At 68.7% G+C, this 13,753-nt stretch carries 8 protein-coding genes; 5 read left to right on the top strand and 3 right to left on the bottom strand.

The features are described 5' to 3' along the window. Positions 1–58: 58 nt before the first annotated feature. The gene (locus tag BCL79_RS09610; protein WP_019183551.1) at positions 59–346 is read right to left on the bottom strand and encodes a co-chaperone GroES; all 288 of its coding nucleotides are present in this window, start codon (positions 344–346) and stop codon (positions 59–61) included. A gap of 293 nt (positions 347–639) precedes the next feature. Here BCL79_RS09610 and BCL79_RS09615 point away from each other — a divergent pair, with 293 nt between their 5' ends. From BCL79_RS09615 to BCL79_RS09635, 5 genes are all read left to right on the top strand, one after another. Then, complete coding sequence (locus BCL79_RS09615) at positions 640–2,424, top strand: endonuclease (protein ID WP_121040342.1); 1,785 nt, start codon at positions 640–642, stop codon at positions 2,422–2,424. A 72-nt stretch (positions 2,425–2,496) separates the two neighbouring features. After that, positions 2,497–2,835: a divalent-cation tolerance protein CutA gene (gene cutA / locus BCL79_RS09620; RefSeq protein WP_121040344.1), complete on the top strand. Its 339-nt coding sequence runs from the start codon at positions 2,497–2,499 to the stop codon at positions 2,833–2,835. Continuing rightward, positions 2,835–5,201, top strand: a complete 2,367-nt coding sequence (locus BCL79_RS09625) for a protein-disulfide reductase DsbD domain-containing protein (RefSeq protein WP_183073712.1) — start codon at positions 2,835–2,837, stop codon at positions 5,199–5,201. Before cutA ends, BCL79_RS09625 begins: the two co-directional genes overlap by 1 nt. Next, positions 5,198–5,758 carry a TlpA family protein disulfide reductase gene (locus BCL79_RS09630; protein WP_121040348.1) on the top strand — a complete coding sequence of 187 codons (561 nt, stop codon included), beginning with the start codon at positions 5,198–5,200 and terminating at the stop codon, positions 5,756–5,758. Before BCL79_RS09625 ends, BCL79_RS09630 begins: the two co-directional genes overlap by 4 nt. A gap of 147 nt (positions 5,759–5,905) precedes the next feature. Further along, entirely contained in the window at positions 5,906–8,422 is a 2,517-nt protein-coding gene (locus BCL79_RS09635) for a PepSY-associated TM helix domain-containing protein (RefSeq protein WP_121040350.1), read from the top strand. Positions 8,423–8,437: 15 nt separating this feature from the next. Here BCL79_RS09635 and BCL79_RS09640 read toward each other — a convergent pair whose 3' ends face one another. Together BCL79_RS09640 and BCL79_RS09645 are read right to left on the bottom strand one after the other, a co-directional pair. Further along, a complete protein-coding gene (locus BCL79_RS09640) occupies positions 8,438–11,071 on the bottom strand; it encodes an excinuclease ABC subunit UvrA (RefSeq protein WP_121040352.1) in 2,634 nt (877 codons plus the stop codon). Between the two features lie 73 nt (positions 11,072–11,144). Further along, the gene (locus BCL79_RS09645; RefSeq protein WP_121041287.1) at positions 11,145–13,709 is read right to left on the bottom strand and encodes a methyl-accepting chemotaxis protein; all 2,565 of its coding nucleotides are present in this window, start codon (positions 13,707–13,709) and stop codon (positions 11,145–11,147) included. Between the last annotated feature and the right edge of the window lie 44 nt (positions 13,710–13,753).

Genomic DNA, 13,753 nt, shown 5'->3' on the forward strand with positions numbered 1-13,753 from the left:
CCCGGCTGCTTGAACGGGAGGAAGTGCGGAAGCGCCGGCACGGGGCCGGCCGCATCACTCAGCCGACGATGGCGAGGATGTCGTCTTCGCGCAGGACCTTGAACTCGACGCCTTCGGACTTGTAGCTGCTGCCGGCGTACTGGCCGTAGATGACCTTGTCACCGACCTTCAGCGACGGCGCGCGCACGCTGCCGTTGTCCAGGGGCTTGCCCGGGCCGACGGCCACGACTTCACCCTTGGTCGACTTTTCCTTGGCGGAATCCGGAATCACGATGCCGCCGGACGAGATTTCGTCGGCTTCGATCGGCTTGACTACGACGCGGTCATGAAGCGGCTTGATGCTCATGTGAGACCCTTTTAAGTTGTTGATTGGTCTAGGAAAGTCTGGCGATGTTAGCACTCGCACAGGGCGACTGCCAGCCACGCTCACGAAAAAACCCGACGGTGCGGGACAGAGCAGAGATGGTGCTGGCCCCACCCCTTTCAAGGGCAGGCGGCCGGTTTTTTTTGCCGATCCGGGCCCGCGCGTGATTGTTTGACGCAGTTCTCAATGCGAAAGGTCGAATCCGACAGACCAATCGATGTGTCATCTGGATTGCGTAGATTCGAGCGGCACTGACCAATCACAAGGAGCCGTAGATGAGGTTGCTGACGCCGCTGTCCCTGGCTTGCCTGCTGGTGCTGGCCACCAGCCCGGCCCGGGCCGATGTATTCATCAATGAACTGCATTACGACGACAGCACCCCCGCCGGGGACGTCGGCGAGGCGATCGAAGTGGTCGCCACCGCCGGTGAAGACCTGTCCGGCTACCGGCTCTACCTCTACAACGGCAGCAACCCTTCGGCTGCCGCGGTCTACGCCAACAACGCGGTCCCGGCCGGCACCGCCAGCTGCGGCAGCGCCCGGCTGGCCACCGTCAGCTACCCGACCAACGGGATCCAGAACGGTCCCAACGACGGCATCGCCCTGGTCGATGCCAGCGGCAAGGTGGTCCAGTTCCTCAGCTACGAGGGCACCATCACCGCCGCCGGGGGGCCCGCGGCAGGCCTGACCAGCCAGAACATCCCGGTCAGCGAGACCAACAGCACCGCCCCGGGCACCTCCCTGCAGCTGACCGGCAGCGGCAGCCAGTACGCCCATTTCACCTGGGCCGAATCGGCCACGCAGACCTTCGGCGCCTGCAACCACGGCCAGACCTTCAGCGGCGGCGGCCCGACCGGCCCGAATTCCGCGCCCTCGGTCACTGCCACCACCCCCGAGCAGGGCGCCAGCACCTTCCCGGCCGCCGCCGACCTGAGCGTCACCTTCAGTGAGCCGGTCACCCTCTCCAGCGGCGCATTCGCGCTGAGCTGCGGCCAGTCCGGCACGGTCGCGCTGAGCCACCCGACCACCGGCACCCGCTTCACCCTGGCCACCAACACCGCGCTGGTGGCGGGGGAAGCCTGCCGCTTCGACATCCGCGCCACCCGCGTGAAGGATGCCCAGGGCGCCCACCCGGCCGCCGATACACGCATCGCCTTCACCGTGGCCACCGCCACCACGCCCGATCCGGGCAACCCCGGCACGCCCGGGGAGTACTACGCCCGGGTCAACACCTCCACCCCCAGCCAGCTGCGCTGCTCGCTGCACGAGACCATCAAGGGTCACACCGCCTATCCCTACAGCGGCTCGGGCACCAGCACCTGGACCATCCTGGAAATCGCCGACGAAGATCCCAACAACAGCGGCAAGATCCTCGATGCCTACCGCAACCGCAGCTACACCAAGGTCAGCGGGCGGGCGGGCACCGGCAGCGGGCTGACCTACAACCGCGAACACACCTGGCCCAACTCGCTGGGCTTTGCCAGCACCACCGGCGACAAAGGTCTGCCGTATGCGCCCTACACCGACACCCACATGCTGTATCTGACCGATGCACAGTGGAATGCGGACCGCGGCAACAAGCCCTTTGCCACATGCGACAGCAACTGCGGTGAACGCGCGACCGAGGCCAACAACGGATTCGGCGGCGGCAGGGGTGGCTACCCGGGCACCTCCAACTGGGTGCGCACGCCGGATGGCAATGGCGGCTCGTTCGAAGTGTGGGGCCACCGCAAGGGCGATATGGCACGTGCGGTGATGTACATGGCGATCCGTTATGAAGGCGGTAAAGATGCCAAAACCGGGCAGTCCGAGCCGGACCTGGAGCTGACCGACGACCGCAGCAGGATCGTCAAGACCTCGGCCTCGCCGGCCTACATGGGCCTGCTCTCGACCCTGATCGACTGGCACCTGTCCGACCCGCCGGACGCGGCAGAACGCGCTCGCAACGAGGTGATCTTCAGTTTCCAGGGCAACCGCAATCCGTTCATCGACCACCCGGAGTGGGCCACCCCGACGCTGTTCACCTCGGCCAAGCCGGCCACCTGCCAGCTGGCCAACTGAGCCCGGCCGACCGGCGCCCCCTCGCGGCGCCGGTCGGACCATTGGCCTCTGGCGGTCCTATACTCGGCGGTCATGTCGATTGCCGATCCCGTCTTCCTGCTGTTCACCACCTGCCCCGACGTGGCCTGCGCCGCGCGGCTGGCACACGCGCTGGTGGACGAACGCCTGGCCGCGTGCGTGACGCGCCTGGACGGGGCGCATTCGACCTACCGCTGGCAGGGCGAGGTCACCGAGGACCATGAGGTCCAGTTACTGATCAAGACCACCGGCAGCCGCCTGGACGCGGCGATCGCGCGTGTGCAGGCCCTGCATCCGTATGAACTCCCCGAGTGCATCGCGGTCGAAACCCGCGCCGGCCTACCGGCGTACCTGGATTGGATTCGGGCGCAGACCCGTGAGGAAAGTGATTGATGACGCTGTTTCGTCGTGTTGCCGCGCTGTGCGCATTGTTCGTGGTCTCCCTGCCGGCCTGGGCGGTCAGCGAAAAAGATCTGCTCCCGGTCGATGAGGCCTTCGGGCTGACTGCGCAGGCGCGCGACCGTGATCGCGTGGAGATCAGCTGGAAGATCGCCCCGGGCTATTACCTGTATCGCCATCGCACCACGGTCAAGGCCGCTGCCGGCTTCGATGCCGAGGCATTGCAGCTGCCGGCCGGCAAGAAGCATCACGATGATTTCTTCGGCGAGGTGGAGACCTACCGCGAACGCCTGACCGGCGTACTGCCGGGCAAGGCCGCCGACGGCACCGACACCGTGACGCTGGAAGTGCGCTACCAGGGATGCGCCGATGCGGGCGTGTGCTACCCGCCGCAGAAGCGCACGCTGCAGGTGAAGCTGCCGGCCGGTGGCAGCGGCGCTGGCACCGCCCCCGCCCCCGCCGCCAGCGCTGCCGCTTCCCCGTTCAACACCCCGTTGGCCGGCAACACCGGCAGTGGCCTGCGCCTGCCCGGCACCAGCAACACCCAGGCGCTGCCGCTGCCCTCCGAGCGCGCGTTCGGCTTCGATGCGATCGTCGGCGATGGCAACACCGTGCTGCTGCGTTTCACGCCGGCGCCGGGCTACTACCTGTATCGCGACCGCACCTCGCTGGCGCTGGAAGGCGCGCCGGGCATCCGCGCGGACAAGCCGACATGGCCGGCCGCCAAATCGCATCGCGATGAGCACTTCGGCGATGTGGCGGTGTATTTCGACCAGATCGACGTGCCGTTGCCGCTGCGCCGCAGTACGGCCAGCGCAACCGATGCGACCCTGGTGATCACCTTCCAGGGCTGCCAGACCGATGGCATCTGCTACCCGCCGATGACGCGCCGGGTGAAGCTGGCGCTGCCGGCAGGCACGATCAACGCCAAGGCGAATGACGTCGCGCAGAAGACCGAGGTCATCGCGCCCCTGCCCAATCGCGACAAACGCGCACAGGCCCGCGGTGATGCCGGCACCGGCACCCAGCCGATGCTGATCCGCCCGAACGAACCCGCCCTGGCCGTGCCGGGCGACACCGCCGCCACCCCGGATGCCAGCGCGGACAACGCGCAGCGCACCCCGCCGCCGGTCGCCCCGGCCGCCGCACCGGGCAACCTGCTGGTGCTGCTGCTGTTCGCCGTGGCCGGTGGCCTGATCCTCAATCTGATGCCCTGCGTGCTGCCGATCCTGTCGCTGAAGGTGCTGGGCGTGGCGCAGAGCGGCGAGAGCCGCCAGCGCGCGCGCAGCCATGCGCTCTGGTACACCGCCGGCGTACTGGTCGCCTTCGCCGCCATCGGTGCACTGGTCATCGCGCTGCGTGCGGCGGGCCAGGCCGCGGGCTGGGGCTTCCAGCTGCAGCACCCGTGGTTCATCGCCGCGCTGGTGTACCTGATGTTTGCCGTGGGCCTGAGCCTGTCGGGCGTGTTCACCCTGGGCGGCAGCATGGGCGGGGTCGGCCAGTCGCTGGCCTCGCGCAGCGGCCCGGTCGGCGATTTCTTCACCGGCGTGCTCGCCTGCGTGGTGGCCAGCCCGTGCGTGGCCCCGTTCATGGGCCCGGCGCTGGCCTACGCCTTCGCTGCCCCCGGCCTGCAGGCGATGCTGGTGTTCCTGGCGCTCGGCCTGGGCCTGGCCCTGCCGTTCCTGCTGATCGGATTCGTGCCATCGCTGGCCCGCCGCCTGCCGCGCCCCGGCGCGTGGATGGAAACGCTCAAGCTGGTGCTGGCCTTCCCGATGTACGGCACCGCGATCTGGCTGCTGTGGGTACTGGGCAAGCAGCGCGGCGTGGATGCGATGGCGCTGGTGCTGGGCGGCCTGGTGATCCTGTCGCTGGCGCTGTGGTGGTTCGAGCGCAGCCGCTGGCGCAGTCAGCGTGTGGGCGGCCTGTTGGCCCTGCTGCTGGTCCTTGGCGCGCTGTACCCGATCTGGGGCGTGACCCGCATGGCGCCGCCGGCCAAGGCCGCGCAGCCGGCCAGCGACAACGTGGTGGAGTACTCGCCGCAGATGCTTGATCGCCTGCGCCAGGACAACCGCGTCGTGTTCGTCAACATGACGGCCGACTGGTGCGTGACCTGCAAGGCCAACGAACGCGCCGTGCTGGGCACCAACGCGTTCCAGGACACCCTGCGCCGGACCAACGCGGTCTACATGCGCGGCGACTACACCAATGTCGACCCGCAGATCACCGCGTTCCTGGATGAGCACAAGGCCGTCGGTGTGCCGCTGTATGTGGTCTATGGCCCGGGCGCACCGCCGACCGTGCTGCCGACGGTACTGACCCAGGCGCTGGTGGAAGAAGCGCTGCTGCGGACCGCGCGATGAGCCTGCGGCCACCACGGCGGACGGTCGTGGTGGTCGTGATCGCGGCCGTGCTCGGGATTGGCGCCGGCGTCTGGTTCGCCGGGCATGACGAGCGCCCGGCCAATGCCCCGCCACCGCCACGGCCGGTGGTGGTCGCGGCCCAACCGGGTGATCCGATGCCCGCGATCACCCTGCCGGACCTGCAAGGGCACCCGCAGCACCTGGCCAGCTTCCACGGGCGTCCGCTGCTGATCAACGTCTGGGCCAGCTGGTGCGGGCCGTGCGTGGAGGAAATGCCGGCGCTGACCACGTTTGCCGATGCCCAGGGCGCTACCGGCGTGCAGGTGCTCGGGCTGGCGCTGGATACGCCCGAGGGCGTGCGCGATTTCCTGACCCGCATCCCGGTCGCCTACCCGATCGTGCTCGATACTCCCGGCCCGGCCGACGCCAGCGTGCGTCTGGGCAATGCGCAGGGCCTGCTGCCGTATTCAGTACTGGTCGATGCGCAGGGGCGCATCGTGAAACAGAAGCTGGGGCCGTTTGCGGCCGGTGAGATCGAGGCCTGGGCAACGCACTGAGCCTGCTTGGCCGAGGTGACCGTCTGATCGAGAGGCCGTACTGGCCCGACCTGGGCTATTGACCGCCCCAGCCCTGCACCCAACAATGACGAGATCCATTCTCATCCACTGCCGGGCCCGCTTCGCCTTGCCGCCGGAACCGCCCGCATGTTGAAGACCTTTCTTTTCCAGCTGCATTGGCTGCTGGGCATCACTGCCGGCACCGTGCTGGCGGTGATGGGCCTGAGCGGGGCCACGCTGGCCTTTGAAGACGAGATCATGCGCGCGGCCAATCCTGCGCTTGCGCAGGTCGTGCAACGCCATGCGGCCGGCGAGCAGCCAGTGGCGCTCACCGAGCTGTTGCCGCGGTTGCAGCAGGACATGCCAAAGCCGTTGCAGCGGCTGCGCGTGGATGCGACCGGGCAGCGCCTGTCGGTGGCGCGTTTCGAAGGCGGCCAGGCGAACTGGCGCTACTTCGATCCGTACACCGGCAACGTGCTCACCGAACTGAGCGGACTGGATTTCTTCGCCTTCGTCGAAGACCTGCACCGCCACCTGGTCAGCGGCGAGCGGGGCAGCCTGATCACCGGCAGCTGCGCGATCGCGCTGGTGTTCTTCTGTCTGTCGGGGCTGTACCTGCGTTGGCCGCGACGCTGGTGGCACTGGCGCACCTGGCTGGCGGTGGAGTGGTCGCGCAGCGGGCGAAGTTTCCTGTGGAGTCTGCATTCAGTGGTCGGCACCTGGGTGCTGCTGGTGTACCTGATGATCGCGTTGACCGGGCTGTGGTGGTCGTTCGACTGGTACCGCAAGGGCGCAACTGCATTGCTGGGCGGCCCCGCCGCCGAGCAGAACCAGCCGCGCACCAGCGGCGGCCCTCTGGATCTGGGCAAGGTGCAGGCCACCCTGTACGGGTTGGAGGGCGTGCGACGCGGTTACATCGACCTGCGCTTCCCGGCCAAGCCAGGCCGTGCGCTGACCGGCCGCGTGCAGGGAAGCAGCACGGCGCACGACCGCGCGCAGGACATCCTCCAGCTCGATCCGTCCACAGGCGCCCTGCTCTCCTACGAGCCTTACAGCAGCAAGACCGCCGGCGGCAAGATCATCGTCAGTGTGTTCGCGTTGCACTCGGGCAGCTTCTTCGGCCTGCCCGGGCGGATCATCGTGATGCTGTCCAGCCTGGGCATGCTGGTGTTCTTCATCACCGGCTGGATGTTGTACCTGGACCGCCGCCGCAAGAAGCGCGAGGTGCGTGCCTCACGCCTGCCTCTCGCCGCGGCCATCGGCACCGGACAGCCGTGGCTGGTCGCGTTCGCCAGCCAGAGTGGGTTTGCCGAGCAGCTGGCCTGGCGCGCTGCCGCCCAGTTGCAGGCGGCCGGCCTGCCGGTGCAGGTGCGTCCGCTCGCGCAGGTGGACGCGGCACTGCTGACCACCACAGACAAGGCGTTGTTCGTCATCAGCACCTTCGGCGATGGCGAAGCGCCGGATGCGGCGCGTACGTTCGGGCGACGGGTGTTGGCGCAGTCCACCTCGCTGCAGGGCCTGGCGTACGCCGTGCTTGGGCTCGGCGACCGCGAGTACACACGCTTCTGCGGTTTCTCGCGGCAGGTGGACAGCTGGCTGGCGGCGCAGGGGGCGCAGCGGCTGTTCGCCAGCATCGAGGTGGACCGCACCGACGCCGTGCCGCTGGCGCACTGGCAGCAGCAGCTGGGTGTGCTGACCGGGGTAGAGGATCACACCCCCCTGCCGGCACCCGTTGAGCTGCACCCCTGGGCGCTGGATGCGCGCGCGCAGCTCAATCCGGGCAGTGCCGCCGGGGCGATCTGGCAGGTGTCACTGCGGCCGCTGGCGCACGCCCACTGGCAGGCCGGCGACATCCTGGAGATGGCGCCGCGCCACGCGCGTGCGCATGTGCTGTCGGTGCTGGCCCGCAACGGTCTGGATCCGCAGGCGCCGGTGACGGTCGATGGACGCATCACCGCATTGGTCGAGGCGGCTGCCGCGCGTGTGCTGCCTGAGACAGCGGAAGCGGTGGACGCCGCTGCAGCACCCGATGCTGCCCGCTGGCTGGCGCGACTGCCTGCGCTGCCGCATCGCGAATACTCGATCGCCTCGGTGCCCGGCGATGGTGCCGTGCAGTTGGTGATCCGCCTGACCGATCTGCCCGATGGCCGCCACGGACTGGGCTCGGGCTGGCTGTGCGTGCATGCCACCAAGGCAGACAACATTCATGCCCGCGTGCGTCGCAACAGCGGCTTCCATCGCCATCCCGAGCACGCCCCGATGCTGCTGATCGGCAACGGCACCGGCATCGCCGGCCTGCGCAGCCTGCTGCGTGAAGCCGACGCGCAGGGCGACCGCGGTCACTGGCTGGTGTTCGGCGAACGCACCCGCGCGCACGACTTCCTCTATCGCGAAGAGATCGAGGCGTGGGAGGCGCAAGGCCATCTGAGCCGCGTGGATCTTTCGTTCTCGCGCGATGCCGATGGCGGCGGTTATGTGCAGGATCGTCTGCGCGCGGCACCGGAGGCCCTCCGCGCGTGGGTAGATCTTGGTGGCAGTGTCTACGTGTGCGGCTCGCTGCATGGCATGGCCGAAGGTGTCGATGCCGTGCTGCGCGGGGTGCTGGGCAACGATGCGGTCGATGCCCTGCTCAACGACGGACGCTACCGCCGCGACGTGTACTGAGCAACGCCGCGCCGCTCAGGGAAACCAGCGGCGCAGATAGCGCGCGGTGGCGCCGTGCCTGGCGCGACTGACCTGGGCCGGCGTGCCTTCGGCCACGATCCTGCCACCCTCCTCACCCGCGCCCGGTCCCACATCGATCACCCAGTCCGCATCGGCCACCACCCGCAGGTCATGCTCGACCACCACCACGGTGTTGCCGGCGTCGACCAGGCCGTGCAGCTGCGTCATCAGCTTGTCCACATCGGCCGGGTGCAGGCCGGTGGTCGGCTCGTCCAGCACATACAGGCTGTTGCCGTGCTGGCTGCGCTGCAGCTCTGTCGCCAGCTTGATCCGCTGCGCCTCACCGCCGGACAGTTCCGTGGCCGGCTGGCCCAGGCGCAGATAGCCCAGGCCGATATCCCGCAGCAGTTGCAGCGGCCGCTGCACCGGCGGCTCGTCGGCAAAGAACGCCAACGCCTCCTCCACCGTCATCGCCAGCACCTGCGCGATGTTGCGACCGTTCCACTGCACTTCCAGGGTCTTGGCGTTGTAGCGCTGCCCATGGCAGGTGGGGCATGGCGCGTAGACGCTGGGCATGAACAACAGTTCGACGTGGACGAAGCCCTCGCCTTCGCAGGTCTCGCAGCGGCCGGCGGCGACATTGAAGGAGAAACGGCCCACGCTGTAGCGGCGTGCCTTGGCCGAGCGCGTGCCGGCAAACAGACGGCGCACATGATCGAACAGGCCGGTGTAGGTGGCCAGGTTGGAACGCGGCGTGCGCCCGATCGGCTTCTGATCCACGTTGACCAGACGTTTGATCGCCTTGGCCCCGTTCAAGCGGCCACGGGTGCGTTCGATACGGCTGGGCTGCGGCAGGTCGCTGTCGGTCTCTTCGATCACCGGCTCCTGCCCCAGATGCTCGCCGACCAGTTCAACCAGCGCCTGGCTGACCAGACTGGACTTGCCCGAGCCGGAGACACCGGTCACCGCCGTGAACGCGCCGAGCGGGAAGCGCGCGTCCACGCCACGCAGATTGTTGCGATGGACGCCCTGCAGGCCCAGCCAGCCGGACGGCGCGCGCGGCGTGCGGCGCGGGCCGTCAGCGTTCTGGAACAGATACGGCGCGGTGACCGAGGCCTCCACCGTACGCAGCCCCTCGGGCGGACCGCTGTAAAGCACCCGGCCACCGTGCTGGCCCGCACCCGGGCCGACATCCACCAGCCAGTCCGCACGGCGCAGCATTTCCAGATCATGCTCCACCACGAACAACGTGTTGCCGCCGGCCTTGAGCTGGGCGAGCGCGTCGTACAGGGCCTCGCCATCGGCCGGATGCAGGCCGGCGGTGGGTTCATCCAGTACGTACACGACGCCGAACAGGCTGGAGCGGATCTGTGTCGCCAGGCGCAGGCGTTGCAGTTCGCCTGGCGACAGCGTCGGGGTCGCGCGGTCCATCGACAGATAGCCCAGGCCCAGCGACTGCAGCGTGCCGATCCGTTCGACCAGATCGTGCGCGATGCGCTGGGCCGCGATGCGTTTCTCCTCGGAAAGATCTGGCGTGCGGCGCACATCGCTGCCGCCCGCATGCGCGTTGCCACCGGCGGCCACCCGCTTGGCCGTGGCCTGGCGGCCGGCGCTGCGGCTGCGTGTGGCGGTGGCGGCCGCTACCTGGAAATGCCCTTCCGCCGCCGGACGCAACGCCTGCGCCATGGCACTGAGCGGCAGCCGCGACAACGTGCCGATATCCATGCCGGCAAACGTCACCGAGAGCGCTTCGCGCTTCAATCGACGGCCATCGCAGACCGGACATTCGGCGCCGATCATGTAGCGCGCCACCCGCTTCTTCATCATCGCGCTCTGCGTGGTCGCAAAGGTGTGCAGCACATAGCGCCGGGCACCGCTGAAGGTGCCCATGTAGCTCGGCTCCTCCTTGCGCCGCAGCGCGGCACGGGTTTCGGCCGGGGTAAAACCGGCGTAGACCGGCACCACCGGCTGCTCCTCGGTGAACAGGATCCAGTCGCGCTGTTTCCTGGGCAGATCGCGCCAGGGGATATCCACGTCGTAGCCAAGCGTGACCAGAATGTCGCGCTGGTTCTGTCCATGCCACGCCGGCGGCCACGCAGCGATGGCGCGTTCGCGGATGCTCAGCGAGGGATCGGGCACCATCGACTGCTCGGTCACTTCATACACGTAGCCCAGGCCATGGCAGTTCGGGCAGGCGCCCTGCGGTGTATTCGGTGAGAAATCCTCGGCATACAGCATCGGCTGTCTGGCCGGATACGTACCTGCGCGCGAGTACAGCATCCGCAGCAGGCTGGACAGCGTGGTCACGCTGCCGACGCTGGAACGCACGCTGGCGGTGCCGCGCTGCTGTTGTAATGCCACGGCCGGCGGGAGACCTTCGATCGCATCCACATCCGGCACGCCGACCTGATCGATCAACCGGCGCGCATACGGCGACAATGACTCCAGGTAGCGCCGCTGCGCCTCGGCATACAGCGTACCGAACGCCAGCGAGGATTTGCCCGAGCCGGAGATGCCGGAGAACACCACCAGCGCATCGCGGGGGATATCGACATCCACGTTCTTGAGGTTGTGTTCGCGTGCGCCCCGAACGCGCACGAAGGCATCCGGAGCAGTGGGGGGCGACGGCCGGCGCGTGGATTTGTTCATAGATGAACAATAGCGAAGCACAGCGCCGGCTCATTGCCGGTGAAGACCGGTGAGCGCGGCGTTGACGCGCCTGTCAGGCCATGGCCCGCACGCGCGGCGCCGACGGCGGCGGAGTGACGACGAAGGCATCCACCGCCTCGCCCAGCAGCGAGGCCTGGCGATCCAGTGCGCGCGCCGAGGCTGACGCTTCCTCCACCAGCGCCGCATTCTGCTGGGTGCTGCCATCCATCTGCAGCAACGTCTGGCTCACCTGCTCGATGCCCGCCGTCTGCTGCTGCGAGGCCGCGGAGATGCTCGCCATGATCGCGGTGACCCGCTGCACACTGCCGACGATCTCGCCCATCGTCGCACCCGCGCTGTCGACCTGCCGGGTGCCCGCATCAACGCGCTCGACCGTGGCTTCGATCAGCTGCTTGATCTGGCGCGCGGCGTCGGCACTGCGTTGTGCCAGCAGGCGCACTTCGCTGGCCACTACCGCGAAGCTGCGGCCCTGCTCGCCTGCGCGCGCGGCTTCGACGGCGGCGTTGAGCGCCAGGATGTTGGTCTGGAACGCGATCCCGTCGATGACGCCGGTGATCTCCCCGATCCGGTGCGACGACAGCGCGATGTCGGCCATGGTGGTCACCACCTGCGCCACCGATTCTCCACCCCGCGCCGCGACCTCGGCCGCGCGGATCGCCAGCTGGTTGGCCTGCTGCGCCGAGTCCGCATTCTGCCGCACCGTGGCCGCCAGTTCCTCCATCGAGGAGGCGGTTTCTTCCAGATGCGCCGCCTGGCGCTCGGTGCGGTCGGAGAGATCGTGGTTGCCGGCGACAATTTCGCCGGCGGCATGGTTGATCGCCAGCGACGCCTGCTGGATGCGCGCGACGATGTCGGTCAGCTGCATCACCGTGGCGTTGGCGTCGTCACGCAGGCGCGCGAACACACCGTGGAAGTCGCCCTGCATGCGTACGCGCAGATCGCCCTGCGACAACGCCGAGAGCAGCCCCTGCACTCCGGACAGGTTGCTCTGGAAGGTATCGAGCAGGTGGTTGATGCTGAGCGCGAGCGTCTTTACGAAGCCCTGTTTGTCCTCGACCGCGATCCGTCCATGCAGTTCGCCCCGCGCGGCCGCATCGACCAGCGCGGCCACCTCGTTCTCCACAGTGGTTTCCAGCGCGCGGCTGCGCCACTCCACCGCCGCGCCCAGCAGCTGGTCGTGCTCCACGATCGGGGTGATCACCAGCTGATAGCGGATGCCGGCGTGCTCGATCTCCCGGCTGGCACGCTGGCCGCGCTGCAGCATGGGCAACAGACTGGCGAAGGCCGGATGCAGGGCGGCCGCGGGTTGGCCGCTCCAGTCCGCGTGCGTGAGCTGCAGTTCGGTGAGCAGCGCGTGGTTGAGGAAGCCGATCCGCCCTTCACCGTCGAGCACCATCACGCCGGTCTGCGCACTGTCCAATGCCTGGCGGGCGCGGGTGTTGTCGCGTGCCACCGCGCGCTCGGCCTCGATCCGCTCGCGCAGCCGTTGCTGCATGTGGCGCAGGCGCGCGGCGAGCTGGCCGATTTCATCGTGCGGGTTATGGAGCGGCAGGACGGTGTCCAGTCGATCTTCGGCAATGTCCTCGGCGAAGCGGAGCGTATCGGTGATCGGCTGGCGGACCGCCCGCAGCACCAGCAGCAGCGTGGCGATCAGCACGGCCGCCACCAGCAGCAGGGTCAGCGCGAACACGATGCCCATGGTGCTGGCCCGCGCGGCCTGTCGCTCGCGCGCCGCCGCCAATGCCTGCGCCTGCGCCTGTTGCAGCGCCTGCAGCCCGGGGCCGATCTGCGCGGCGCTCTCGGCCAGTGACTGCGCTTCCACATCCAGCCCGATGCGGGCGGCCGTGTAGGCCAGCAGCGCCCCTTGATATGCCTCCATCTGCGTTCGCAGTGCTTCCTGCGTCTCTGCATCCAGGCGCGCCTCTGCCAGGGACAGATCGAACGGCAACTTCTGTTCGCTGGCACGATCGGTGTGCGCCGCGTCACCGGTGAGCAGCAGCAGGCTTTCCTCGCGCCGCATCTTCTGCAGCTGGGCGATCAACACCGGGCGCGCGCCGGCCTCGACACTGGCCTCCAGCGTGGCAGCCGCCGCCTCCAGCTGCGCACGCAGGCCGGCATCGCCACGCCCCATCTCATCCACCCGGGCATTCAATGCGGTGATGCCCTCGGCGAAATCACCCGCGCGGGCGGCCAGCTCGCGTAGTGCCCCGGCGCTACCGGCGTCGTGGGGATCGCGCTGCAGCTCGGCCAGGGTCGCCTGCAGGCGCTGCTGCGCGGCCTGCAACGCCTCGCGATCGCTGCCATCGAACGTGCTGGCATAGCGGGTCTGCAGGCGCCGCGCATCGGCGATCTCGGTCGCCAGCGTGGCCGCCAGTGCGGCCTCCTGCTGGTGCGCGGCGAAGGTTTGGGCTGCACGCTCGGTATCATGGCCCGTCCAGCCGTAGACCACGGCGACCGCCAACAGGCCCAGGCCGCAGATCAGCAGGCTGGCCCTGAGTTTCTGTGCCACGCTGAGGCGACCGAGCGCGGCCAGCCGGGGCGGCTGAGCGAGACGGAAGCCGAACCGATCGCCCAGACGGGCGACGAACAAGGACAGGCGGCGGGGGACGACCGACATCACGTACTCCAGGCGGAAGGACGCATCGGTATCGGCGGGATCAC

Origin of the sequence: Stenotrophomonas rhizophila (assembly GCF_003651185.1) — a bacterium.
GTDB classification, from domain to species: Bacteria; Pseudomonadota; Gammaproteobacteria; order Xanthomonadales; family Xanthomonadaceae; genus Stenotrophomonas; species Stenotrophomonas maltophilia_Z.